Below are 24117 nucleotides of genomic sequence, written 5' to 3' on the forward strand. Positions count from 1 at the left end.
TAGAAAAATATGCGTTGTTCACAGACCTCCCACCCGAGAGCCTGGCTAGGATGGGGCTTACCAGTTGACCAGTCAGGAGTCAGGGAGAGCGCATGAAGGACAGCCCCTCGGGCGGGGTGCTGAAGCGGGAGCGGGTACGGGAGCATCTGCTGGGCCTGATCGAGGCGGGCGGCCCGGGTGACCCGATCCCCTCGGAGCGCACCCTGTGCGCCGCCCTCGGCGTCTCGCGCCCCACCCTGCGCGCGGCCGTCGACGAGCTCGTGGCCACAGGGGCGCTCGTACGGGAACACGGGCGCGGCATGTTCGTCGCCCCCGCCAAGATCACCCAGCAACTCGCCCCGGACGACACGGCGTTCGCCGTGCCCCGGGCGGCCGGCAGCTGGTCGAGCACGGTGCTCGAGTCCGCCAGGACGCGGGCGGGGGCCCGGATCGGACGCAAGCTCCGGGTCTCCCCCGCCGCCGAACTGCTCTACATCGCCCGGCTCCGCCTGGTCGACGGCTCCCCCATGGCCATCGAGCACCTCCACATCCCGGCAGACCTGGTGCCCTCCGCACTCACCGCCGAGGAGCTGGAGGCCGGCGATCTCTACGACCATCTGCGCGAGCACCATCGCGTCCACGTCCGGGAGGCGACGCAGTCCATCGAACCGACCGTCGTCAGCGAGGCGGAGGCGCGCCTGCTCGACGTCCCCGTCCTCTCCCCCGCCCTGCTGATCGAGCGCCTCACCCTGGACACCTCGGCACGGCCCGTCGAGTACGTCCACTCCGTCTACCGGGGCGACCGCTACCGGATCGTCTCCCGCCTCGACTTCACCCGCGACGGCGTCGTGACCTCCTCGACGGAGGGCGATGCATACTGACCGCCGGAACCACGGCGGGGAGGGCACGGGATGGAACTCAAGCGGGAGCGGGTACGGGAGCATCTGCTGGCCGTGATCGACGGACGCCGCCCGGGCGACGCGATCCCCTCGGAGCGCACCCTGTGCGCGACCCTCGGCGTCTCGCGCCCCACCCTGCGCGCGGCCGTCGACGAGCTCGTGGCCACGGGAGCGCTCGTACGGGAACACGGGCGCGGCATGTTCGTCGCCCCCGCCAAGATCACCCAGGAGCTGGTGGCCGAGGACCACGCGGCGGGAGCGCCCCCGAGCCGGGGCAGCTGGACGAGCACGGTGCTCGAGTTCCGAACCGTGCGGGCGGGCGCACGGATCGGCCGGAAGCTGACGGTCTCCCCGGCGGCGGAGCTGGTCTACGTGGCGCGGCTGCGGCGCGTGGACGGCGCGCCGATCGCCCTGGAACACCTGCACGTCCCGGCCGAACTGGTCCCGGGTCTGACGCCGGCCGACATGGAGCGCGGCTTCTACGCGCATCTGAGGGAGAAGTGCGGCATCCGGACGGCGCGGGCCGTGCAGTCGATCGAGCCGACGGTCCTGAGCGAGGAGGAGGCCGCACTGCTCGACGTCCCCGTCCTCTCCCCCGCGCTGCTCTTCGACCGGATCACGTCGGACACGGGCGGGCGCCCGGTCGAACACGTCCGCTCGCTGTACCGGGGCGACCGCTACCGGATCGTCTCCCGCCTCGCGCTCACCGACGGCGCGCCCGACCACCCGGAGCCCGACGTGTCGCGGACCGGGGCGTGGTGGGGCACCGTGGAGTGACCCCCACCGAGAGGAGTTCGGCCGCCATGTCGAACCACACGTATCGCGTCACCGAGATCGTCGGCACCTCCCCGGACGGCGTCGACCAGGCCATCCGCAACGGCATCCAGCGTGCCGGGCAGAACCTCCGGGGTCTGGACTGGTTCGAGGTGACGCAGGTCCGCGGCCACATCGTCGACGGGCAGATCGGCCACTACCAGGTCGGTCTCAAGGTCGGCTTCCGGCTGGAGGAGGACGGGGCCTGACGGGGGCACGTCGTGAGGGCAGCCCCGTCGTGAGGGCAGCCACGTCGCGAGGGGTGCCACGTCGCCAGGGGGCAGCGCCCGGCGAGGGAGGGCGGCTGACGCGGCCTTCCGCGGTCAGGTACGGCCCTCCTTCTCCTGTGCGTCCTTCAGCGCCTCCGAAGCGGTCGCCCAGCGGGCCCGTACGACCGTGAAGCCGGCCTCCTCGGCCGCGTCGCAGACCAGCTCGTCGTCGTCGACGAGCATCCGGATCTCACGCTCGCGGCCGAGCCGGCGCAGGATCTCCAGCTTGGTGTGGCGCGCGGGGCGGAAGTCGCGGTCGCGCCGCATGTGGAGGGCGCCCTCCGGCAGCCCCTGTGCGGCCAGCCATGCGACGGTGTCCCGGCGGCAGCGCTCGGGGCGCCCGGTGAGATAGACGATCTCGCATTCCTCGGCGGCCTCGACGCACAGCGCGACGCCCTCCGCGAGCGGCGGGTCGTGCGGCGCCGCGGCGAAGAACGCCGCCCAGTCGCGCGGCCGGCGCTCCAGGAACCGCTGCCGGTGGGCGGTGCCGGCGAGGGTGTTGTCGAGGTCGAACACGGCGAGGGGGCTGCGGTTGCGCGTCACACGGACAGCGTAGGCAGTACGGGCCGGGCCAGGGCACACGGCCCGCCCGGAGCGCCGGGGGTCGCCGGGAGGCCGGCGGGCAACGCCGAGGTGCCGGCGGGCGGGAACGCCGAGGTGCCGGCACACGAGTCACCGAGTCTCCGAGCCTCACCCCTCCGGGAATCCTCCGCGCCCCCGCGCGTTGAACCCTGCGTGACCTCTTCTCTCGGCGGCATCCGCTTCTCCGTCCTCGACCGCTCCCGGACCCGGGAGGGTGAGGACGGGGCGCTCGCCCTGCGGGCGAGCGTGGAGCTCGCGCGGGAGGTGGAGGCGCTCGGGTACCACCGGTTCTGGGTCTCGGAGCACCACAGCGTGCCGGGCGTGGCCGGTTCCGCGCCGACCGTGCTCGCGGCCGCCGTGGCCGCCGCGACCTCGGCCATCCGGGTCGGGACCGGCGGGGTGATGCTCCCCAACCACCAGCCGATGGTCGTCGCCGAACAGTTCGGCGTCCTGGAGTCGCTGTTCCCCGGCCGGATCGACATGGGCCTCGGCCGCTCCGTCGGCTTCACCGACGGGATCCGGCGCGCGCTCGGCCGGGACAAGGAGGACGCGGACCGGTTCGGCGAGCAGCTGTCGGAACTGCTGGGCTGGTTCGAGGGCACCCAGACCGCCCACCCCCAGGTGCACGCCCGCCCGGCGGAGGGCCTGCGGGTTCCGCCGTACGTCCTCGCGACCGGCGCGGGCGCCTCGATCGCCGCCGAGGCGGGGCTGCCCCTGGTGATCGGCGATCTGCGCGGCAGGGAGCGGATGCTGGGCGCCGTCGACGCCTACCGGTCCGCGTTCCGGCCGTCGGCGTGGGCCGAGGAGCCGTACGTCGTGGTCGCGGGCACCGTCGCCGTCGCCGCGACCGAGGAGGAGGCGCGGAGCCTGCTGATACCGGAGGCGTGGTCGCTCGCCCACTCCCGCACCCAGGGCGTCTTCCCGCCCCTCAGGCCCGTGGAGGAGGTCCTGCGGCTCCCCATGACCGACAAGCAACGCGGCTTCTTCGAGTCGGGGCTGACGGGGCACGTGTACGGCACGGAGGAGCAGGTCGGCGACGCGCTGGAGCGGGTGGTGAAGGAGAGCGGGGCGCAGGAAGTGCTGGTGACGACCAGTACGTACGACCGCGCGGCGCTCCTCGACTCGTACCGCCGTCTGGCGCGCGTGGCGGGCCTGACCAGCGCAAACACCTAGAATTACGGAATGCCCGACACACGCAACGACGGCCACGACCCGTACGTCCGCGTCCGCGGCGCCCGCGAGCACAACCTCGCGGGCGTCGACGTGGACGTCCCGCGTGACGCGATCGCCGTCTTCACCGGGGTGTCCGGCTCCGGCAAGTCCTCGCTCGCGTTCGGGACGATCTACGCGGAGGCCCAGCGCCGCTACTTCGAGTCGGTCGCGCCTTACGCCCGGCGGCTGATCCATCAGGTGGGGGCGCCGAAGGTCGGCGAGATCACCGGGCTTCCCCCGGCGGTCTCCCTCGAACAGCGCCGTTCCTCGCCGAACACCCGCTCCTCGGTCGGCACGGTCACGACGCTCTCCAACTCGCTGCGCATGCTGTTCTCACGCACCGGGACGTATCCGAAGGGGGCCGCGCGGCTCGACTCCGACGCGTTCTCACCGAACACCGCCGTCGGCGCCTGCCCCGAGTGCCACGGTCTGGGGCTCGTCCACGAGACCAGCGAGGAACTCCTCGTACCGGACCCGGAGTTGTCGATCAGGGAGGGGGCGATCGCCGCGTGGCCCGGCGCCTGGCAGGGCAAGAACCTCCGCGATGTGCTGGACGCGCTCGGCCACGACGTCGACCGCCCGTGGCGGGAGCTCGACGCGAAGGACAGGGAGTGGATCCTCTTCACCCAGGAGCAGCCGGTCGTCACGGTCCACCCGGTACGGGAGGCCGACCGCATCCAACGCCCTTACCAGGGAACGTACATGAGCGCCCGGCGCTATGTGATGCACACGTTCTCCGACTCGAAGAGCGCCACCCTGCGGGCGAAGGCCGAGCGCTTCCTGACCAGCGCGCCGTGCCCGGTGTGCGGGGGCGGCCGGCTGCGTCCGGAGGCGCTCGCGGTGACCTTCGCGGGACGGACGATCGCCGAGCTGGCCGCTCTTCCGCTGACAGCACTTGCGGGGCTCCTGACGGAGCACGACGGATCGGAGACGGCGCGGTTCCTGACCGAGGACCTCGTCGCGCGGATCGGCACGGTGACCGAGCTGGGCCTCGGCTATCTCAGTCTGGACCGCACCACCCCGTCGCTCTCCAGCGGCGAGCTCCAACGGCTGCGCCTGGCGACCCAGTTGCGCTCGGGCCTCTTCGGTGTCGTGTACGTACTCGACGAGCCGTCCGCGGGCCTGCACCCGGCCGACACCGAGGCGCTGCTGGTCGTCCTCGACCGGCTCAAGGCCGCCGGCAACACGGTGTTCGTGGTGGAGCACCATCTCGACGTGATCCGCCATGCCGACTGGATCGTGGACGTCGGCCCGCGCGCGGGGGTGCACGGCGGCCGGGTGCTGCACAGCGGTCCGCCGAGGGAACTGGCAGGGGTGGAGGAGTCGGCGACCCGCCGCTTCCTCTTCGACCGCGCGCCCGCCCCCGGGCGTACGGTGCGCCGGCCCACCGGCTGGCTGCGCACCGGACCGGTCTCCCGGCACAACCTCAAGGCGGTCGAGGCGGCCTTCCCGACCGGTGTCCTCACAGCAGTGACCGGGGTCTCGGGATCGGGCAAGTCGACCCTGGTCGGCACGCTCGGCGAGGAACTGGAGGGTGTGGGACGGCTGGTGACGGTGGACCAGAAACCGATCGGGCGGACACCGCGTTCCAACCTCGCCACGTACACGGGTCTCTTCGACGTGGTGCGCAAACTGTTCACGGCCACCGAGGAGGCCCGGGAGCGTGGGTACAGGGCGGGGCGGTTCTCGTTCAACGTGCCCGGCGGGCGGTGCGAGACCTGTCAGGGCGAGGGCTTCGTCTCGGTCGAGCTGCTGTTCCTGCCGAGCACGTACGCCCCCTGCCCCGACTGCCGGGGCGCCCGCTACAACCCGGAGACCCTGGAGGTGCGGCTGCGGGGTCTGACGATCGCGGAGGTCCTGGATCTGACGGTCGAGTCGGCGGCCGGCTTCTTCGCCGGCATCCCGGCGGCCGCCCGCAGTCTGCGCACGCTGCTCGACGTCGGCCTCGGCTATCTGCGGCTCGGACAGCCGGCGACCGAGCTGTCCGGGGGCGAGGCCCAGCGCATCAAACTCGCCGCCGAGCTCCAGCGGCTGCGCCGCGGGCACACCCTCTACGTCCTGGACGAGCCGACGACCGGCCTCCACCCGGCCGACGTGGAGGTGCTGATGCGCCAGCTCCACGGACTGGTCGACGCCGGGCATTCGGTGGTCGTCGTGGAGCACGACATGGACGTGGTCGCCACGGCGGACTGGGTGCTCGACCTCGGTCCGGGCGGCGGCGAGGAGGGCGGCAGGATCGTGGCGCAGGGCCCGCCGCACACGGTGGCCGCCTCGCCAAAGAGCCGGACCGCGCGCTATCTCGCGGCCCGGCTCGGCGGCTAGGGTCTTTCGTTTGGATCAGGCCGGATCAGTGAGCGGGGTCTGGTGCCGTGGATCGCAAGGCGGAGGAGGGAGGCATGGCGGAGCCATGCCGACCGACGACAACGCGGCGAGGCGCGGCACCAGGGCACGCGAGCCCGGCAAGATCCAAACGAGAGGCCCTGAGGCCCCCTGCGAGTCCTACGCGGGCTCGACGAACTGGACCTCCAGGCTCACCTTGATCACGTCGCCGAGGAAGCCGGGGGCGAAGTCCAGGCCGAAGTCGCTGCGGCGGAACTCACCCGTGGCGTCGAAGCCCGCGTGCCGGCTGCCTTCCATCGGCACCTCCACGACTCCGCCGAACTCCACCTCGAAGGTGACGGGCCGGGTGACGTCCCCGATCGTGAGGTCGCCCTGGAGTGTCCATTCCTCGCCCGCACCGCCGATCCGGGTCGAGCGGAACGTCATCGTGGGGCGCTTCTCCACGTCGAGCATGTCCGCGGCCCGCACATGCGCGTCCCGGTCCGCGTTCCCCGTGTCGATGGAGGCCAGCGCGACGGTCGCGGTGATCGACGAGTCCGCCAGGCTCTCGCCGACGACGAGCTCCGCGTCGAGCTCGTTGAAACGGCCGCGCACCTTGGAGATACCGAGGTGGCGGACGGTGAAGCCGACGGCGGAGTGCAGCGGGTCGAAGGCCCAGCGGCCGGCGGTCAGCGGAAGTGCGGTCGGGCTGGTCTGCTGTTCAGTGGTCATGGCTCCACGCTGCGGCCTCGCCGTCCCGCGAGGAAGGCCGCGCCCGGACGGGTAGTGCGGAGCCTCGTAGCGCGGAGCCTGGTAGTGGCGGAGCCTGGTAGTGACAGGGCCACCCTCTCCCCGCCCCGCGCTCGTACGATCGTGGGGTGAGCGACAACGAACTGGGAGCGTTCCTGCGCGCCCGACGCGAGGCCCTGACCCCCGCCGAGGCCGGGCTGCCGTCCGGGACCCGCCGGCGGACCCCGGGGCTGCGGCGTACGGAGCTGGCGATGCTCGCCGGGATCAGCGTCGAGTACCTGGCCCGCCTGGAGCAGGGCCGGGACCGCAATCCGTCGGCGCAGGTCCTCGGCGCGCTGAGCGACGCCCTGCGGCTGCCGCTCGACGCCCGGGTCCACATGCGGCGGCTGCAGAAGCACGGGCAGGACCAGCACATGTGCTCGGTCGCCCCGGCCCCCGCCCGTGAGGTGCGGTCCACGGTGCGCGCTCTGGTCGACCGGCTCGGCGAGACGCCGGCCGCGGTGACGAACCTGCTGGGTGAGATCGTCGCGTACAGCGACGGCTTCGCGCGGCTCGCGGGGCCGGTGGGCCTGCTCGACGGCGATCCGCCGAGCATGCCGCGGTACGTGCTCACCGATCCGAGGGCCCGGGAGGTCTACCCGGACTGGGACCGGGTCGCCGACCAGCAGGTGGCGGGGCTGTACTTCGGCGTCACCGGCTCCGATCCCGCGATGGCCGAGCTGGCCAGGGAGCTGACGGTCACGGCCGGCGCGGCCTTCTCGGACCGGCTGGCCTCCGCCGGTGTGCTGCCGGAGCGCTCGGGGGTCGAGCGTCTGGTGCACCCCGAGGCCGGCGAGCTGAGGCTCGCGTACGAGGTCCTCGATCTGGCCGAGGCCGACGGGCAGCGGCTCGTGGTACGGCTGCCCGCCGACGAGGCGTCCTCCGCCGCCCTGGACCGGCTGGTCGGCCGCCGGCCGGGCACCTTGCGCGCGGTCGGCGACTGACCTGGGAGGCCGGGCCCTTGGTGGCCACTGACCGGGAAGGCCGCGTCCTCACCGGCGACCGACCGGGAGGGCCGTGCCTCTACCGGCGGCCGGACTTGCGCGTCGCGCGGAGCCACTCCTTGTTCATGGCCGCGATCGACGGGAGCGGGATCCCCTTCGGGCAGGCCGTGGCGCACTCCCCGGTGAGGGTGCAGCCGCCGAAGCCCTCGGCGTCCATCTGGCCGACCATGTCGAGGACTCGGGTCTCGCGCTCCGGGGAACCCTGGGGCAGCACGTTCAGATGGTTGACCTTCGCCGAGGTGAACAGCATCGCCGAGCCGTTCGGACAGGCGGCCACGCAGGCACCGCAGCCGATGCACTCGGCGTGCTCGAACGCGAAGTCGGCGTCGGCCTTCGGCACCGGCGTCGCGTGCGCCTCGGGGGCCGCGCCCGTGGGGGCGCTGATGTAGCCGCCGGCCTGGATGATGCGGTCGAAGGCGGAGCGGTCGACCACCAGGTCCTTGACCACGGGGAAGGCCGAGGCCCGCCACGGCTCGACGTCGATGGTGTCGCCGTCGCGGAACGACCGCATGTGGAGCTGGCAGGTGGTGGTGCGCTCGGGGCCGTGGGCGTCTCCGTCGATGACCAGGCTGCACGCGCCGCAGATTCCCTCGCGGCAGTCGTGGTCGAAGGCGACGGGGTCCTCCCCGCGCAGGATGAGCTCCTCGTTGAGGGTGTCGAGCATCTCCAGGAACGACATGTCGGAGGAGATGCCGTCGACGTCGTAGGTGGCCATGGCGCCGGGGGCGTCGGAGTTCTGCTGGCGCCAGATGCGCAGGGTGAGCTTCATGCGTAGCTCCGCTGGGTGGGGTGGACGTACTCGAAGACGAGGTCTTCCTTGTGCAGGACGGGGGCGCCGCCCTCGGTGAACTCCCAGGCCGCCGCGTACGAGAACTCCTCGTCGCGCCGCGCTGCCTCGCCGTCCGGCGTCTGGGACTCCTCGCGGAAGTGGCCGCCGCAGGACTCGGCGCGGTTCAGCGCGTCGAGGCACATCAGCTCGGCGAGCTCCAGGTAGTCGACGATCCGGTTGGCCTTCTCCAGCGACTGGTTGAACTCCTCGCCGGTGCCGGGGACCTTGATCCGGCGCCAGAACTCCTCGCGGATCTGCGGGATACGGTCGAGCGCCTTGCGCAGGCCCTCGTCGGTGCGGGCCATGCCGCAGAACTCCCACATCAGTTCGCCGAGTTCCCGGTGGAAGGAGTCCGGGGTCCGGTCCCCGTCCACGGCGAGCAGCAGGTTGAGCCGGTCCTCGGTCTCGGCCAGCACCTCGCGCACCACCGGGTGTTCGTCGGTGACGGGCTCGGCGCCCGGGTGGCGGGCGAGGTAGTCGTTGATGGTGGAGGGCAGCACGAAGTAGCCGTCGGCGAGGCCCTGCATCAGCGCGGAGGCGCCCAGCCGGTTGGCACCGTGGTCGGAGAAGTTGGCCTCGCCGATGGCGAACAGGCCCGGGACGGTGGTCTGGAGGTCGTAGTCGACCCAGAGGCCGCCCATCGTGTAGTGCACGGCGGGGTAGATCCGCATCGGGACCTCGTACGGGTTCTCGGCGGTGATCCGCTCGTACATGTCGAAGAGGTTGCCGTACTTCTCCTCGACGGCCTTGCGGCCCATCCGGCGGATGGCGTCGGCGAAGTCGAGGTACACGCCCTGCCCGCCGGGGCCGACGCCACGCCCTTCGTCGCAGACGTTCTTCGCGGCGCGGGAGGCGATGTCGCGCGGGACGAGGTTGCCGAAGGAGGGGTAGATGCGCTCCAGGTAGTAGTCGCGCTCGTCCTCGGGGATCTCGCCGGGCGGCCGGGTGTCGCCCTTCGCCCTGGGGACCCAGATGCGGCCGTCGTTGCGCAGCGACTCGCTCATCAGCGTCAGCTTGGACTGGTGGTCGCCGGTGCGCGGGATGCAGGTGGGGTGGATCTGGGTGAAACAGGGGTTGGCGAAGTACGCCCCACGCCGGTGGGCCCGCCAGACTGCGGTGGCGTTGGAGTTCATGGCGTTGGTCGACAGGTAGAAGACGTTGCCGTAGCCGCCGCTGGCGAGGACCACCGCGTCCGCGTAGTGGGTGGAGACCGCCCCGGTGATCAGGTCGCGGGCGACGATGCCGCGCGCCCGGCCGTCGACCACGATCAGGTCGAGCATCTCGGTGCGGGCGTGCATCTCGACGTTGCCCGCGGCGATCTGGCGGGAGAGCGCCTGGTACGCGCCGAGGAGCAGCTGCTGGCCCGTCTGGCCACGGGCGTAGAAGGTGCGGGAGACCTGGACGCCGCCGAAGGAGCGGGTGTCGAGGAGTCCGCCGTACTCGCGGGCGAAGGGGACGCCCTGGGCGACGCACTGGTCGATGATCTCGACCGAGATCTGCGCGAGGCGGTGGACGTTGGACTCGCGGGCGCGGAAGTCGCCGCCCTTGACGGTGTCGTAGAAGAGGCGGTGGACGGAGTCGCCGTCGTTTCGGTAGTTCTTGGCCGCGTTGATGCCGCCCTGGGCGGCGATGGAGTGGGCGCGCCGCGGGGAGTCCTGGTAGCAGAACTGGACGACGTGGTAGCCCTGTTCGGCGAGGGTCGCGCCGGCGGAGCCGCCGGCGAGGCCGGTGCCGACGACGATGACGGTGTGCTTGCGGCGGTTGGCGGGGTTGACCAGCTTGGCCTGGAAGCGGCGGGTGTCCCAGCGCTCCGCGATGGGTCCCGCGGGGGCCTTGTGGTCGACGACCGGCTCACCGGTCGTGAAGTCGAGGAAGCTCATGTCAGCTCACCACTCCGGTCATGACGGCTACGGGTACGGAGATGAAGCCCGCGGTCAGGACGAGCGCGAGGCCGTTCGCGAGGGCCTTGAGCAGCCGCTCGCGCCGGGCGTTGCCGACGCCGAGGGTCTGCGCGGCGCTCCAGAAGCCGTGGCGGACGTGGAGACCGACGGCGAGCATCGCGACGATGTAGACGGCGTTGCCGTACCACGTGGAGAAGGTGTCCACGACGTTCTGGTACGGGTGGCCCTCCTGGAAGCCGCCGGGGTGGACGGTGCCGGTGGTCAGGTCCAGGATGTGCCAGACGATGAAGAGGGCCAGGATGATCCCGCCCCAGCGCATGGTGCGCGTGGCGTACGACGACCCCTTGCGGCGGTGCACGTAGCCGGTGGGCCGGGCTTTGATGTCACGCCTGCTGAGCTGGTACGCGGAGACGGCGTGGCCGGCCACGGCGGCGAGCAGCACGATCCGGACGAGCCAGAGAGCCCAGGAGTAGTGCAGGACCGGTGCGCCCATGGTGCGCAGCCAGTGGCCGTAGGCGTTGAACTCCTCGGGGCCGAAGAAGACCTTGAGGTTGCCCATGACGTGCGCCACGAGGTAGCCGAGCATGATCAGACCGCTGACGGCCATGACGGTCTTCTTGCCGATGGTCGAGGACCAGAAGCCGCGGGAGCGGGTGGGCGACGGTGATCGTTCCTTCGATGCCGTCTTCGTTGCCAGAGCCATGCATCCGACGCTAGGGCCGAAGGACCCGAGAGGTCCAAGACATGGTCCGGCTCATCTCGATAGGCTGAGCCTATGCAGTTCCAGCAGCTCCAGTACTTCGTGGCCGTGGCCGAGACCCTGCATTTCACACGTGCCGCCGAGCGCGTGCACGTCTCTCAGCCCTCGCTCTCGCAGCAGATCCGGGCCCTGGAGAAGGAGCTGGGGGCGGAACTGTTCAGCCGGGCGCGAGGGAACATCACGCTGACCGACGCGGGCGAGGCCCTGCTGCCGCTGGCGCGCCGCATCCTGGCGGACACGGACACAGCGCGGCACGAGGTGCAGGAACTGGTGCAGCTGAGGCGCGGGCGGGTGCGGCTCGGTGCGACGCCCAGCCTGTGCACGGGTCTGCTGCCGGACGTGCTGCGTGCCTTCCACGATCTCCACCCGGGGATCCAGCTGCTCATCGAGGAGGGCGGCTCGCACGATCTCGTACGGGAGCTGGCGCGCGGCGCGCTCGATCTGGCGCTCGTGGTACTGCCGCTGCCGACGCCGTCCCCGGCCCTGACGACGGTGGAGCTGCTGCGCGAGGACCTGGTCGTGGTGTCGAGCGCGGCGGCCCGGGCGCCGGCCCGGCCGGTACGGATCGCGGATCTGCGCGACCAGCCGCTGGTGATGTTCCGGCACGGCTACGACCTGCGGGAGCTGACGGTGGCCGCATGCCGGGCGGAGGGCTTCGAGCCCACGTTCACGGTGGAGGGCGGCGAGATGGACGCGGTGCTCGGCTTCGTCCGGGCGGGACTCGGGGTGGCGGTGGTGCCCGCCATGGTCGCGGCCCGCGCGGGCCGCGACCTCCGGGTCACGGCCCTGGCCCGTCCCGGCCTGCGCCGTACGATCGCGCTGGCCCACCGCAGCGACGTGGCGCCGCCCCGGGCGGCGCGGGAGCTGCAGCGCCTGCTCCTCCGCTCCGCCTGACCGCTCCCCGGTCCAGGGCGGGCGCCGGCGGGACGCGTGCCCCCGGCGCGTACTACACCGCGTCCGCGAGGAGCAGCGAGTGGATGCGGTCCGGGGCGCCCGGGCGGGCGTAGTACCAGCCCTGGGCGGTGTCGCAGCCGAGCTCCCTGAGCTGCTGCGCCTGCGCGCCGGTCTCCACGCCCTCCACCGTCACGGCCAGTTCCAGGCTGTGCGCGAGCGAGACGATGCCCTCCACGATCTTGAGGTCGACCGGGTCCGCCGGGTGCTGCTGCATGCCCTGGGTGAAGGAACGGTCCAGCTTCAGGACGCTCACCGGCAGCCGCCGCAGGTTGGCCAGGTTCGAGTAGCCCGTGCCGAAGTCGTCCAGCGCGATGTCCACGCCCATCTCGGCGAGCTGACGCAGCGGCTTCAGCAGGTCGTCGTCCGCGCCGATCAGCGCCGACTCGGTGACCTCCAGGCAGAGCGCTCCCGGTTCGAGGCCCGAGCGCTCCAGGACGTCGACGGTGTCGGCGACCAGGCGCGGGTGGTGCAGCTGGGTCGGCGAGAGGTTGACGTTGATCCGCAGCGGGCCGCCGTCGGCGTGCCGGGCCTGCCAGAACCGGGCCTGGCGGACGGCCTCCTGGAGGACCCAGCGGCCCAGCGGCACGATCAGCCCGGTGTTCTCGGCGAGCGGGATGAACCGGTCGGGTCCCAGCACACCGTGCTGCGGATGGCACCACCGTACGAGCGCCTCGGCGCCGTGCACGCTGCCGTCGCCGAGGTGCACCAGCGGCTGGTACTCGATGAAGAACTCGCCGCGCTCCAGGGCCGCCGGAAGCGCGGTGGTCAGCCCGTGCCGGGTGATCGCCCGGGCGTCGGCCTCGGCGTCGGCGAACTCAAAGCGGTTCCCGCCGGCCGACTTGGCGCGGTACATGGTGATGTCGGCGCTGCGCAGCACCTCGGCCGGTGTCCGCTCCCCCGCCGGCCCCTCGACGACACCGACGCTGCCGCGGACCGTCAGCTCACGGCCGTCGATCCGGACGGGGGTGGCGAGCGTGGCGAGGATGCGGTTGGCCAGCTCGACCACCTCGCGCTCGGTGTGCGGGCCGGTGGTCAGCGCGACGAACTCGTCGCCGCCGAGGCGGGCCACCATCTCGCCCGGCGCGGTGGCGCAGCTCTGCAGCCGGTCGGCGACCTCGACGAGCAGCCGGTCGCCGGTCGCGTGGCCGAGGCTGTCGTTGATCGCCTTGAAGCCGTCCAGGTCGAGGTAGCAGAGGCCGAAGCGGCCGCCGTCGGCCGAGGTGAGCGCCTTCTCCAGGCGCTCGAAGAAGAGGGTCCGGTTGGGCAGCCCGGTGAGCGCGTCATGGGTCGCCTCGTACCGCAGGCGAAGGTTGAGCAGCCGGCGCTCGGTGGTGTCCTCCAGGAGGGCGAGCTGGTACTGCGGGAAGCCCTCGGCGTCGCGCAGCAGCGAGACCGTGAGGTTGGTCCACAGGACCGTGCCGTCGCCCCGGTAGTACGGCTTCTCCACGCGGTAGTGCTCGCGCTCGCCGCGCACGAGTTCGTCGTAGAGCTTCCAGACGTGCGGGCCGTCCTCGGGGTGGGCCCATTCCTTGACCTTGCGGGCACGGATCTGCCCGTCCAGACCGCCGAACATCCGGGTGAGGGTCTCGTTGACCTCCAGGACGTTCCCTTCGAGGTCGGCGATGCCGATCCCCACCGCCGCCCCGTCGAAGACCGCCCGGAAGCGGCTCTCGGTGGTGTGCAGGGCGACTTCGGCGGCGGTGCGGGCGCTGAGCGCGGAGCGGGCGATGGCCTCCTGCTCGGCGCGGGTCCGCTCGCGCAGGGCCTGGGCGAAGCCGGCCGCCATCGCGTGCTGCAGCCGTGAACAGCGGGCCCGCAGCTCCTCCGTGGAGGGGGCGTCCTCGTCGCCGCAGTAGAGCACCAGATACGCGTCGATGACCCCGAGGGTGCGGCTGAGCGCGTCGGGCTCCGTGCAGTGGATGCCGACCAGTGCGGCGCCGACACCGTGCGCGGGCGCCGTGTCCAGGGACCGGTCGTGCAGCGCGGCGCACAGCTCGCGGGCGAGCGGCATCAGCTGCTGCTCGAACTCGGCGCGGGTCATGGAGGTGGCCGTGACAGGGAAGGTGGCCCGGCTCCAGATGGTCACGAACCGCCGGAGTCTGTCCTCGAGGCTGTCCGGTTCCGCGCCGGAGGCCGACGGCTGCGACGGCACCTTCACGCCTTGCGCCCCACACCGGCGAAGCCCGAGAAGGCGTAGGGGTCCTCCTCCTCGACCGGGCTCTCGGGCCGCCACTCCGGCATGGAGACCAGGCCCGGCTCGACCGGCTCACAGCCGTCGAAGAAGCGGCTGATCTCGGCGTGCGAGCGCATCACGAGGGGGTTGCGGATCTGGCGGTACACGCCGACGGTGCCCGAGGCCTCGTCCTGGGTCAGCGGGATGCCCTCGTAGGAGGCGTGGGTCAGCACGAGCAGGCTGCCGGGGGCGAGGGCGTCGAGCAGTTCGGTGACCGCAGCGCGCGGCTCGTCCTCGTCCTCCAGGAAGTGCAGGACGGCCACGAGGAGCAGCGCCACGGGCCGCTCCAGGTCCAGGAGTTGGCGGACCTCGGGGCTCTCCAGGATCTCCCGGGGCTTGCGCAGGTCGGCCGCGACGACGGCGGCGCGCTCCTCGCCCTCCAGCACGGCGCGGCTGTGCGCGACGGCCACCGGGTCGTGGTCGACATACACCACGCGCGCGTCGGGCGAGGCGGCCATGGCGACCTCGTGGACGTTGCCGAACGTCGGTATGCCGGAGCCTATGTCGAGGAACTGGGTGACGCCCTCGGCGACGGCGTAGCGCACGGCGCGGCGCATGAAGGCACGGTTCGCCTGCATGACCTTGGGAAGCCCCGGCATGAACTCCATGGCCTTGCGGGCCGCTTCGCGGTCGACCTCGAAATTGTGTGAGCCGCCCAGATAGAAGTCGTACATTCGGGACACGCTCGGCACCGAAATATCGATGCCCGGCGGGGCCCAGGCGGGACGCTCCATCAATGTCTCCAACGAGTCAACCACGGGGGATACGGCCAGGTGTTCGCGGCCGGTGTTCGAGCAGAGGCTACTGATCGCCCGTCGCGAGAGCGAGTGGAAACGGAAATTCGCGGTCCGTTCTTCGTCACACGCCATTGGCACGTGCGAGCGGAAGAGGAAGAGTTCACGCCTTCAGCTCGTGCATTTTCACGTGCATATGGACGTGCGCCGGCCCGCCGTCACCGGAGAGGTGACGGCGGGCCGGCAGGCCGGAAGCGCGGCGCGGGGGACCTACTTGGGCGCTCCGACCAGCTTTCCCTCGGGGGACACGGCGTACCAGGTGCCGCCCACACCCTGGCCGTTGGTGTCTCCGGGCTCCTCGTCGCCCGCGAAGGTGTAGAGGGGCCAGCAGTCGATGGTCTGCTGCTTGATGCCGTCGGGCCGGGAGAAGGTGACGAAGCCCTTCTTCGTGATGCCCTCGATGTCGTTCTTGTCGACGGGGGCGACAACCGGCCACTTCTCCAGGCACGCACCGGTGCAGGCCGTCTTCATGGGCCAGGCGGAATCCTTCTTGAATCGGTAGACCGTCATCCCTCGCGAATCGACCACGATGTCACCGAGCTTGGGGTCCTTGTGCACCGAGAGGCCGGCCGCGTCCGTCACCGGCTCCTCCTCGGCGCCCTCCTCCGCGGCTCCGCCGTCGGCTCCCGCCGAGGCCTTCTTGCCGTCGGGGGCCGAGGCGAACCAGGTGCCGCCGACACCCTGGCCGTTGACGTCTCCGGGCTTGGTGTCCTTGGCGTACCGGTACATCGGCCAGCCGCCGAGCGTCAGTTGCTTGCTGCCGTCGGCGCGGGTGACCTCGCCCAGCAGTGAGGCGTCCACGCCCGCCGGGGCCTTGGCGCCCTCCGCGCTCACCACGGGCCACGCCTTGACGCAGTCGCCCTCGCAGGTGGCCTTCGGCGGGGAGGCGGAGTCCTTGTCGAAGCGGTAGAGCGTGAAGCCCTCGCTGTCGGTGACCACCTTGCCGAGCTGCTTGGTGGACGCCACCGCCATCTGCCCGGCGGGCTCGGCCTCGCCGCCGCCGCTGTCGCCGTAACCCCCGGAGGCGTATCCCCCGGAGCTGTAGCCGCTGTCGGCGGGGGCTCCGGCCGGGTTGGCGGCTCCCGCGGGCTGACCGCCCAGTGTCTGGTCACCCTGCTCCTGACCACACGCCGTCGTCAGTGCGAGCATCGTCGCCGCCGTCAGTGCGAGCGCCGCGTTCCCCCAGGTCTTCATGTCAACTCCCGTTGCTTCATTGCTTGTCGGCGCAGCCTCCGCGGCCGCTTCACGGCATTGGATACGGGGCTCGGCGGCGTCGCACTCAACGGCGGCGAAGAAAACTTTCGGAGATCGTCAAACCACCGACGGCGAAGATCCCCTCCATCCGGGGAATCCGCACCGGTTCCCGGCGTGCTGGGGCGGGGCTGTGATCATGCTCTTCGGCGTGTCTGTGTCTCTGTACGGATCTCTCCTCGCGCGGTCACTGGCGGCCGCCGCGCTGCTGTGGCTGCTCGCCGCCCCGGCGCCCGCAGCCGCCGACGCCTGCGCCTACGCCGTGACGGGGCCGGGGGGCTCGAACACATCGGTCGCGGGCCCCGGGCCCGGCGCGTGTCCTCCCACGCCGACTCCTCCGCCGCCGTGTCCGGAGCCCACTCCGGAGCCGACGCCTGAGCCCACCCCCGAACCGACGAAGGAACCGACGAAGGAACCACCGCCGCCGAAACCCGCGCCGCCGCCCCCGCCCGAGCGTGCGGACCCTCCGCCTCCGCCACGGCCGGCCCCGCCGCGCCGCGCCCCGGCCCCGCCGCCACCGCCACCCGCGCCCCCGAAGCCGACGCAGTCGCCGCGTGCGCGACCGCCGGCACCCGCGCCCGCGCCGGTCGCCCTGCCCGAGTACCGCCGGACGGCTCGGCCCCAACCCACGGGCGGCCCCTCGCTCGTCTCCCTGATGCTGCTGGTCACCGCCCCCGCGGTGCTCGCGACAGCGATCCTGCGCCCGCGCTCCCGCTGAGCCCGCCGAAGGGAACACCATGTCCGAATGGCTCGTCCTGACCATCGCGATGGCCGCCGCCTGCGCGGTCGTCCTCACCATCGTCGTCATCAACAACCGCAGGGTTCCCGACGACGACGATCCCAGCGAGACCCCCGACGTCATGGAGTACATGACCATGATGATCGGCGTGATCTACGCGATCGTGCTCGGCCTCGCGATCGCCGGCGTCTGGGAGGCACGCGGCGCGGCCCAGGAGACGGTGCGCCAGGAGGCCCAGGCGCTGCACGAGATCTCGGCCCGGGCCGAGGTGTACCCGGCAGACGTCCGGGACCGGATCCGCGCCGATGTCGACGCGTACGCCTCGTACGTGGTCGACGAGGAGTGGACCCACATGTCCGAGCACGGCGAACTCAGCGAGCAGGGCACCCGGCTGCTCGAACAGGTGCGCCGGAGCGTGACCGACTACCGGCCGGCCGACGACCACGAGGGGCAGGCGTACCAACCGCTCGTGGACCAGGTGGCCGTGGTGGACGACGCGCGCGGCGCCCGGGGGCAGAACGCGGGGGCCACCATGCCCGGGGTGGTCTGGTTCGGCCTGATCATCGGCGCGCTGGTGACGGTCGGACTGATCTTCACCCTGCAGATCCGGCGCACCGGCCGGGAGCTGCTGCTCGCGGGTCTGTTCAGCGCGCTCATCGCCTTCCTGCTCTTCCTGATCTGGGACTTCGACGCGCCGTTCGGGCGTGGCATCTCGGCGACGGCCACACCGTTCACCGACCTGTTCCCGCACCTCTCGCGGTAACGGCCGCGCGCCGCTGCTGCGCGCGACACGCCTCCAGAGCCGTACGGGGGACATCCGTCCCCCATTCGCCCGTCTGGGATCGCGGTTGTCGTAGTGCGCTCCTAGCGTCTCCGGTATCGAGGTGTATGCCCTGTCCTTGTGCGGAAACCGCTTCCGCGGCTGCTCCTCGGGGACCCGGAGGAACCCATGCGCGCGATACGTGCCGTGTCCACAGCCCTGCTGGGGGCGGCCACCCTCGCCCTGGCCGCTCCCGTCGCCTCCGCGGCGGACGGCGCACCCGCACCGCCCAAGGCCGCCGGAGCGAAGGCACCGGGCGATTTCGTCGTGACCCCCTCGCTGGTGGCGCCGGGCGGCCGGGTGACGCTCACCGCGCCCGGCTGCCGCAGTACGGCGATCGCGTCGGCGGGCATCTTCGACACGGTCACCATCGCCCCCGGATCCTCGGCCACCGCCGTGGTGGACGCGGACGCCCGCCGCGGTGCCGTCTACACCGTGGCGTTCAACTGCACCGGCGGCATCACGGACACCGTCAACCTGACGATCAGCGGCACCACCGCAACGCCGACCACCAGCTCGACCGTCCTCACGACACCGCGCGGTGTCCAGGGCGGACTCGGCGGCTCGGTCGACGAGGTCGACACGGTGATGCTGGCGGCCGGTGCGGGTCTCGTCCTCGCCGCCGCCACCGGAACCGTCTTCGCCGTACGACGCCGGTCGCAGCTCGACCGGGGCCGGCGGCACTGACGGCGGGCGGCGGTGTCCCCCACCGTCCCGCGGGAACGCCCACCGTCCCGCAGATCCCGGAATACGCCCGTCGCCCCCGAGTCCTGGTCCAGGACTCGGGGGCGACGGGCGTATGCGGCCGACCGGGAGGTTCGGCGGTCAGGCCCTTCCGCCGCTCATACGGCGCCGGGCGATGAAGAGACCACCGCCGAGCGCTGCCGCGGCGACGAGCGATCCGCCGACCGCCATCTCCGTGGAGCTGGGCGCGAGCGAGCCGCCGAGGCCACCCTGCGCGCCCTGGCCGGCCAGGACGCGGAACGTCTGGGTGAGCGTGCGGCCGTTGCACTGGACGGCCAGGTTGTACTGACCCGGCGTGGCGTGGTCGTGGATGCGGGCGGTGGCGGTGGACACCCCGTTGACGTTGCCGGAGAGGGTGACCGTCGGGAAGGCGTTGGACGTGACCCGGCCGCCGGGGCAGTTCCGGACGGAGATCGTGAGGATGCCGCCCTGGTGCACGGCGAACGGGGAGACCGTGACGCTGTTGGAGCCGTCACCGCCCCGGTCGACCTGGTGGGCGCTGACGTGGGTGGGCCCGTGGGTGGCGGCGGCGAGTGGGGCGGCGAGCCCGACCGCCGCGAACGCGGTGGCGGTCACCGCCAGAGTGCGTGCAGCACGCATGGTTGAACCTCCAGTGGAAGACGCCCCAAAGCGGTGCTCCGGGAAGTTCGACGAGTACGCCTTCCATGACGAACCCTCACAAGCAGCGGCGAAGCGCGCATTTCGGCACTGGTCCACCCCGGTGAGGCGACACGCCGGGGAAACGACCCCGAATCTGACGGACGCGCAGGTCACAGGCCGTCAGGGTGATTGTCCGATCAATACTCGGATGGGTCATCGTCCGCGTCACCCGGGCCGCCCCCGCGCGCGAAGGGTTGGGGGCCCGCCGGCCGCCTCCCGGCACCCGTCCGGCCCTCGTCCGCGGCCCGGCCGCCACCCGTTCGCCCCGCTCTGATCGCCGGTCCGGCCCGCCGCCCTTACCGTTCTGACGACGCCACGAAGGGAGAACCATGCGCCCCAAGGACTTCAGCGTCTTCGAGCCGAGAAGGAGGCGCCAGCCGTGGGGCGTCCTGACTCTCGTCATGCTGTCCGGTCTGGCGATGATGCGCAATGGAGTCGACGTCGAGCTCGGCCCGCCGCAGCCCGCGGCCGCCGCGGCGCTCGACACCCGTCTGACCGGGCCCGCGCCCCCCATGGCGGCCGGCGTGGAGGCCCTTCCCCACGCCCCCGCCTCGCGCATCAGGATCGCTTCGATCTCGGTCAACGCCCCGATCATGGACGTGGGTCTGGACGCCTCCGGGTGGATCGAGGCCCCGCCCCCGCAGGACCCCAACATGGCGGGCTGGTACCAGAACGGCATCGCGCCGGGGCAGCGCGGCACGGCCGTCGTCGTCGGACACGTCGACAACCAGGCGGGCCCCGCGGTCTTCTACGGCCTCGGCTCGCTGGAGAAGGGCCAGCACGTCGAGGTGGAGCGGTACGACGGCCGGACGGCGGTCTTCGAGATCTACGGCATCGAGGTGTACGCCAAGAACGACTTCCCCGGGGCCGCGGTCTACGGCGACACGGGAGCGCCCGAACTCCGGGTCATCACCTGCGGCGGCGGGTACTCGCGCGCGAACGGCTACGACGGCAACGTGGTGGTCTACGCCCGCATGATCGGATCCAACTGAGCGGTCGGCGCGTCCGCGCGAAGGCCCCCGGCGCCATGGAGCGCCGGGGGCCTTCGCCGTACGGACTCAAGACCGGGGCACGGTGATGCTGTAGCCGGCGTCGAGGAGTTCGGGCAGGTACCGCTTCAGCGCGGCGACGCTCTGGGAGCGGTTGCCGCCCGCGTCGTGCGAGAGGACGACGACGCCGGGCGCCGCCCCGTCCAGCACGGCGCGCACGATGCTGCCGGTGCCCGGCTCCTTCCAGTCGAGGGTGTCGACGGTCCAGGCGAGCGGCTCCATGCCCAGCTCGGCGCCGATCTCGAAGGAGTGCCGGTTCCACGCGCCGAACGGGGCGCGGTACCAGAGCGGAGCGGAGCCGAGGACCTTCTCGACCAGATCGCTGGTGGAGCCCAGTTCCTCCCGGATGCGGGAGGGCCGCAGTCTGGGGATCAGGGGATGGGACCACGAGTGGTTGCCGACCACGTGCCCGTCGGCGGCCATCTCCCGCACCAGGTCCTGGTTCTCGACCGCCATCTCGCCGCAGACGAAGAACATCGCCCGGCAGCCGTACCGGCGCAGGGTCGCGAGGATCTCCGGCGTGTAGCGGGGGTCGGGGCCGTCGTCGAAGGTGAGCACCATCGAGCGGCCGACGCCGGACATCTTGAGGAACGGCCGCTGCCGGACGGGTGGGAGGGCCCGCCGGAAGGCCGGGGGCGCGTACGCCGTCATCGGCTGGAGCCGGTACGCGGAGGGCTTCAGCCGCGCGCCCGCCTCCGGCCCCGCCGCCGGACCGCTTCCGGGAGCCGGCCGTCCCGCCGGTCCGGAGGCCTCCGGCGCGGTGCCCGGGGGCGCCGTGAGACGGTCCGCCGAGAGGACTCCGACCGTGGCCGTGGCACCGAGGGCGGCGGCGATGCGCAGGATCGTCCGTCGCCCGCTGGGCTTCTCATCCTTTTTCATGACTAATAGCTCGCACGGTCGAACGCCGGTGTGCCTCATCCACACCGTCGGCCCGCCCGAAAGCACCCGTTGGGCGCACACGGCGGAGGGGGCCGCGGGGCCCTACTCCCCCATCACCAGGCCGTCCTTCGCGGCTCCCCGGCCGAGGACGACGTCGCGGATGGAGTCGCGTACGGCGGTCACGGGTTCCCCCTTCCTGATGGCGGCGTTGAGGTTGACCACCCGGCCCCGGCCGGTGTCGAACCACTGGGGCAGGAACTCCGCCTTGGCGACCTCCCACCGCGCGCCGGTGGCGGTCGGCGGGGTGAAGGTGAAGCGCGCGAGGGTGCCCTGGTTGCCGCGGGGGTCGAAGGCGCCCTGGTGGTTGACCATGTCGCCGGCGATCTGGTCCCCCATCCCGTAGACGATCCAGGTGCCGTTGACCTTCTCGTACGCCTGCGGGACATGGGCGTGCGTGCCGAGGATCAGGTCGATGTCGGGCCGGCCGCCGCTCTTCGACGAGGTGAGGGACCGCCCGAGCGTGAGCTGCCGCCGGTCCGGGGCGGTCTGCCACTCCGTTCCCCAGTGGATGCTGACCACGACGACGTCGGCGCCGGCCCTCCGCGCGGCCCGGGCGTCGGCGACGATCTTCTCCTCGTCGATCAGGTTGACCGCCCACGGCTGCCCCGCGGGCAGGGGGTAGCCGTTGGTGTCGTACGTGTACGCGAGCTGGGCGACCGTCGCGTCGCCCGCGGTGAGCAGCGTCGGGCGCGCCGCCTCCTCTGCGGTGCGGGCCGAACCGGCGTGCCGCACCCCCGCCTTGTCGAGGGCGTCGAGGGTGCGGGCGAGACCGGCGGCACCGTCGTCCAGGGTGTGGTTGGAGGCGGTGGAGCAGGAGTCGTACCCGGTCTCCTTGAGGGCCGGGGCGATCTCGGGCGGGGAGGTGAAGGCCGGGTAGCCGGTGTAGGGCCCGCCCTCCGGTCCGTACACGGTCTCCATGTGGCAGATCGCCAGATCGGCCGCGGAGACGACGCTCCTGACGCCGGAGAGCATCGGCCGGAAGTCGTACCCCCGGCCGTTCGCGTCGGCGGCGGCGCGGCGGATGATCGAGTCGTGCGGCAGGACGTCGCCCGAGGCGACGAGGGTGAAGCCGGTCCTGGCGGAGGCCCCGCCGCCGACCGGCGAGGCGGCGGAGGGACTCCCGGGGTCGGGACGGGCGGCGGGGGCACCGGTGTCGCCCGCACAGCCGGTCGCCGCCGCGAGCAGGACCGCCGCGAAGGCCACCGGCCCGTGCTTCGTACGCTGGGTCATCTGCCGACTCCGCCCGATTCATAGGATAAACAGCTTTCCTGATGAATTGACCGTGGATGATTGCCCCAGTCAAGGGGAGAAGCCGCATGTGGCGTAAAGGCTGCTTAATCGGATGAAGCACCTCCGCCCGACCGCTCACCGCACCATTCGCCGCTCGGTGCGACCGCTCGTCGCAGACGCCTGTCCGTTCCCTGTCCCTTGCCGCCCGCATGCGTTCGTATACGCCCCGGGACGACGAGCCGGCAGAAGAGGTGGGGAGCATGACGACGGCGACCGTGACGACGGGGAAGGCGACGACGGACGAGCGGGCCCTCGCGGAGCTGCAGCGTGACCACGGTCAGGCCCTCCTGGGATTTCTGCTGGGGCTGACCTACGGCGACCAGCAGCGCGCGGAGGACCTGGTGCAGGAGACGCTGGTACGGGCCTGGCTCCACCCGGAGGCCTTCGACGGCCCCTACGAGTCGATGCGCCCCTGGCTCTTCACCGTGGCCCGGCGCCTCGCCATCGACGCCCGGCGCTCCCGGCTCGCCAGGCCCGCCGAGATCGGCGACGGGATGCTCGCCGCCACGCCCGACCCGGCGGACGCCACGGAGTCGGCGGTGGCCGCGCTCGACGTGCGCGAGGCCGTCCGGGGCCTCAGCCCGGAGCACCGCGCGGTCCTGGTCAGCCTCTACTTCCGCGGCCTGACCGTCAACGAGGCGGCGGCCGACCTCGGCATCCCTGCCGGAACGGTCAAGTCCCGCTCGCACTACGCGCTGCGGCAGCTCGGCCACCGGCTGCCCGACTACCGGCCGGGGCGACGCGCCGTTGCCCGCCGGCGGACCGCGGCGGCACAATGATCCCGTGACGCCGACGCTGACTCCCGCCGCCGCCGAGAAGGTACTCGCCGACAACTTCGCCCCCTGGGTGCTCGATCTGGGGCTCTCCGTGGTCTCGGTCGACGGCCAGGAGGCCGTGTTGCGCCTCCCCTGGTCCGACCGGCTCGCCCGGGAGGGCGGCGGTCTGTCCGGTCAGGCCCTGATGGCCGCCGCCGACACGGCGACGGTGATCGCGGTCGCGGCGGCACGCGGCGGCTTCGTGCCGATGACGACGGTGCAGCAGTCCATCAGCTTCCAGCGGGCCGTGCTCGGTACGGACGTACTCGTGCGCGCCCGGCTCACCAAGGCCGGCCGCCGGATGGCGTTCGCGGACATCACGATGACCGCCGACGGCACGGAGGAGACGGCCGCGCACGCGACGGCGGTGTACGCGCTCCTCGGCTGAGGCACCGGTCGTCGCACCGCCCCGAACGCCCCGGGCGTCACCCCGACCTCCTGGCGCCACACCGGCACCGATCCGGCAGAGAAAC

At 72.2% G+C, this 24117-nt stretch carries 23 protein-coding genes; 12 read left to right on the top strand and 11 right to left on the bottom strand.

The features are described from left to right. Positions 1 to 92: 92 nt before the first annotated feature. Genes ACFVGW_RS33850 through ACFVGW_RS33860 form a run of 3 tightly spaced genes read left to right on the top strand, consistent with a single transcriptional unit; the run spans position 93 to position 1900 of the window. On the top strand, positions 93 to 860 hold the full coding sequence (locus ACFVGW_RS33850; RefSeq protein ID WP_352189684.1) for a GntR family transcriptional regulator: 768 nt from the start codon (positions 93 to 95) through the stop codon (positions 858 to 860). Between the two features lie 30 nt (positions 861 to 890). Beyond that, positions 891 to 1655, top strand: a complete 765-nt coding sequence (locus ACFVGW_RS33855) for a GntR family transcriptional regulator (protein WP_352189685.1) — start codon at positions 891 to 893, stop codon at positions 1653 to 1655. 26 nt (positions 1656 to 1681) lie between these two features. After that, positions 1682 to 1900: a dodecin gene (locus ACFVGW_RS33860; RefSeq protein ID WP_383220391.1), complete on the top strand. Its 219-nt coding sequence runs from the start codon at positions 1682 to 1684 to the stop codon at positions 1898 to 1900. A gap of 114 nt (positions 1901 to 2014) precedes the next feature. Here the strand turns inward: ACFVGW_RS33860 and ACFVGW_RS33865 are convergent, their stop codons facing one another. Next, on the bottom strand, positions 2015 to 2503 hold the full coding sequence (locus tag ACFVGW_RS33865; protein ID WP_385854664.1) for a hypothetical protein: 489 nt from the start codon (positions 2501 to 2503) through the stop codon (positions 2015 to 2017). 192 nt (positions 2504 to 2695) lie between these two features. Between ACFVGW_RS33865 and ACFVGW_RS33870 the strand changes: the two genes are divergently transcribed. Together ACFVGW_RS33870 and ACFVGW_RS33875 are read left to right on the top strand one after the other, a co-directional pair. After that, a complete protein-coding gene (locus ACFVGW_RS33870) occupies positions 2696 to 3715 on the top strand; it encodes an MsnO8 family LLM class oxidoreductase (RefSeq protein ID WP_385854665.1) in 1020 nt (339 codons plus the stop codon). Between the two features lie 9 nt (positions 3716 to 3724). After that, a complete protein-coding gene (locus ACFVGW_RS33875) occupies positions 3725 to 6076 on the top strand; it encodes an ATP-binding cassette domain-containing protein (RefSeq protein ID WP_385854666.1) in 2352 nt (783 codons plus the stop codon). Positions 6077 to 6253: 177 nt separating this feature from the next. Here the strand turns inward: ACFVGW_RS33875 and ACFVGW_RS33880 are convergent, their stop codons facing one another. Continuing rightward, positions 6254 to 6805: a YceI family protein gene (locus ACFVGW_RS33880; RefSeq protein ID WP_385854667.1), complete on the bottom strand. Its 552-nt coding sequence runs from the start codon at positions 6803 to 6805 to the stop codon at positions 6254 to 6256. Positions 6806 to 6951: 146 nt separating this feature from the next. On the opposite strand from ACFVGW_RS33880, the gene ACFVGW_RS33885 reads away from it, so the two are divergent. Continuing rightward, positions 6952 to 7806, top strand: a complete 855-nt coding sequence (locus ACFVGW_RS33885) for a helix-turn-helix domain-containing protein (RefSeq protein WP_385854668.1) — start codon at positions 6952 to 6954, stop codon at positions 7804 to 7806. 79 nt (positions 7807 to 7885) lie between these two features. On the opposite strand, the gene ACFVGW_RS33890 is transcribed toward ACFVGW_RS33885, so the two are convergent. The 3 genes from ACFVGW_RS33890 to ACFVGW_RS33900 are packed head-to-tail and all read right to left on the bottom strand — an operon-like array spanning position 7886 to position 11203. After that, on the bottom strand, positions 7886 to 8635 hold the full coding sequence (locus tag ACFVGW_RS33890; RefSeq protein ID WP_385854669.1) for a succinate dehydrogenase/fumarate reductase iron-sulfur subunit: 750 nt from the start codon (positions 8633 to 8635) through the stop codon (positions 7886 to 7888). Next, entirely contained in the window at positions 8632 to 10575 is a 1944-nt protein-coding gene (locus tag ACFVGW_RS33895; RefSeq protein ID WP_385854670.1) for a fumarate reductase/succinate dehydrogenase flavoprotein subunit, read from the bottom strand. The genes ACFVGW_RS33890 and ACFVGW_RS33895 overlap by 4 nt, the downstream gene beginning before the upstream one ends. 1 nt (position 10576) lies before the next feature. Beyond that, on the bottom strand, positions 10577 to 11203 hold the full coding sequence (locus ACFVGW_RS33900) for a succinate dehydrogenase (RefSeq protein WP_383220990.1): 627 nt from the start codon (positions 11201 to 11203) through the stop codon (positions 10577 to 10579). A 168-nt stretch (positions 11204 to 11371) separates the two neighbouring features. On the opposite strand from ACFVGW_RS33900, the gene ACFVGW_RS33905 reads away from it, so the two are divergent. Further along, positions 11372 to 12250 carry a LysR substrate-binding domain-containing protein gene (locus ACFVGW_RS33905; protein WP_352189695.1) on the top strand — a complete coding sequence of 293 codons (879 nt, stop codon included), beginning with the start codon at positions 11372 to 11374 and terminating at the stop codon, positions 12248 to 12250. Positions 12251 to 12302: 52 nt separating this feature from the next. On the opposite strand, the gene ACFVGW_RS33910 is transcribed toward ACFVGW_RS33905, so the two are convergent. The 3 genes from ACFVGW_RS33910 to ACFVGW_RS33920 form a co-directional block, all read right to left on the bottom strand. Continuing rightward, positions 12303 to 14468, bottom strand: coding sequence for a putative bifunctional diguanylate cyclase/phosphodiesterase (locus ACFVGW_RS33910; RefSeq protein WP_385854671.1), 2166 nt, complete (start codon positions 14466 to 14468; stop codon positions 12303 to 12305). After that, on the bottom strand, positions 14465 to 15277 hold the full coding sequence (locus ACFVGW_RS33915; RefSeq protein WP_385854672.1) for an SAM-dependent methyltransferase: 813 nt from the start codon (positions 15275 to 15277) through the stop codon (positions 14465 to 14467). Before ACFVGW_RS33915 ends, ACFVGW_RS33910 begins: the two co-directional genes overlap by 4 nt. Before the next feature lie 270 nt (positions 15278 to 15547). Next, the gene (locus ACFVGW_RS33920) at positions 15548 to 16531 is read right to left on the bottom strand and encodes an SCO0930 family lipoprotein (protein ID WP_383220381.1); all 984 of its coding nucleotides are present in this window, start codon (positions 16529 to 16531) and stop codon (positions 15548 to 15550) included. 794 nt (positions 16532 to 17325) lie between these two features. On the opposite strand from ACFVGW_RS33920, the gene ACFVGW_RS33925 reads away from it, so the two are divergent. Next, positions 17326 to 18090: a hypothetical protein gene (locus tag ACFVGW_RS33925; protein WP_385854673.1), complete on the top strand. Its 765-nt coding sequence runs from the start codon at positions 17326 to 17328 to the stop codon at positions 18088 to 18090. A gap of 186 nt (positions 18091 to 18276) precedes the next feature. Further along, positions 18277 to 18834 carry a hypothetical protein gene (locus ACFVGW_RS33930; RefSeq protein ID WP_383220378.1) on the top strand — a complete coding sequence of 186 codons (558 nt, stop codon included), beginning with the start codon at positions 18277 to 18279 and terminating at the stop codon, positions 18832 to 18834. 138 nt (positions 18835 to 18972) lie between these two features. On the opposite strand, the gene ACFVGW_RS33935 is transcribed toward ACFVGW_RS33930, so the two are convergent. Continuing rightward, entirely contained in the window at positions 18973 to 19491 is a 519-nt protein-coding gene (locus ACFVGW_RS33935; RefSeq protein WP_385854674.1) for a hypothetical protein, read from the bottom strand. 389 nt (positions 19492 to 19880) lie between these two features. Here ACFVGW_RS33935 and ACFVGW_RS33940 point away from each other — a divergent pair, with 389 nt between their 5' ends. After that, positions 19881 to 20543, top strand: a complete 663-nt coding sequence (locus ACFVGW_RS33940; RefSeq protein WP_383220376.1) for a class F sortase — start codon at positions 19881 to 19883, stop codon at positions 20541 to 20543. A gap of 66 nt (positions 20544 to 20609) precedes the next feature. Here ACFVGW_RS33940 and ACFVGW_RS33945 read toward each other — a convergent pair whose 3' ends face one another. Further along, complete coding sequence (locus ACFVGW_RS33945; RefSeq protein ID WP_385854675.1) at positions 20610 to 21479, bottom strand: polysaccharide deacetylase family protein; 870 nt, start codon at positions 21477 to 21479, stop codon at positions 20610 to 20612. Between the two features lie 102 nt (positions 21480 to 21581). Beyond that, positions 21582 to 22769, bottom strand: coding sequence for a CapA family protein (locus tag ACFVGW_RS33950; protein WP_385854676.1), 1188 nt, complete (start codon positions 22767 to 22769; stop codon positions 21582 to 21584). Positions 22770 to 23044: 275 nt separating this feature from the next. Between ACFVGW_RS33950 and ACFVGW_RS33955 the strand changes: the two genes are divergently transcribed. Beyond that, on the top strand, positions 23045 to 23608 hold the full coding sequence (locus ACFVGW_RS33955; RefSeq protein ID WP_385854706.1) for a sigma-70 family RNA polymerase sigma factor: 564 nt from the start codon (positions 23045 to 23047) through the stop codon (positions 23606 to 23608). Positions 23609 to 23612: 4 nt separating this feature from the next. Next, positions 23613 to 24032, top strand: a complete 420-nt coding sequence (locus tag ACFVGW_RS33960; protein ID WP_352189442.1) for a PaaI family thioesterase — start codon at positions 23613 to 23615, stop codon at positions 24030 to 24032. Positions 24033 to 24117 lie beyond the last annotated feature (85 nt).

Source organism: Streptomyces sp. NPDC127129 (assembly GCF_042671585.1).
In the GTDB taxonomy this organism is placed as follows: Bacteria; Actinomycetota; Actinomycetes; order Streptomycetales; family Streptomycetaceae; genus Streptomyces.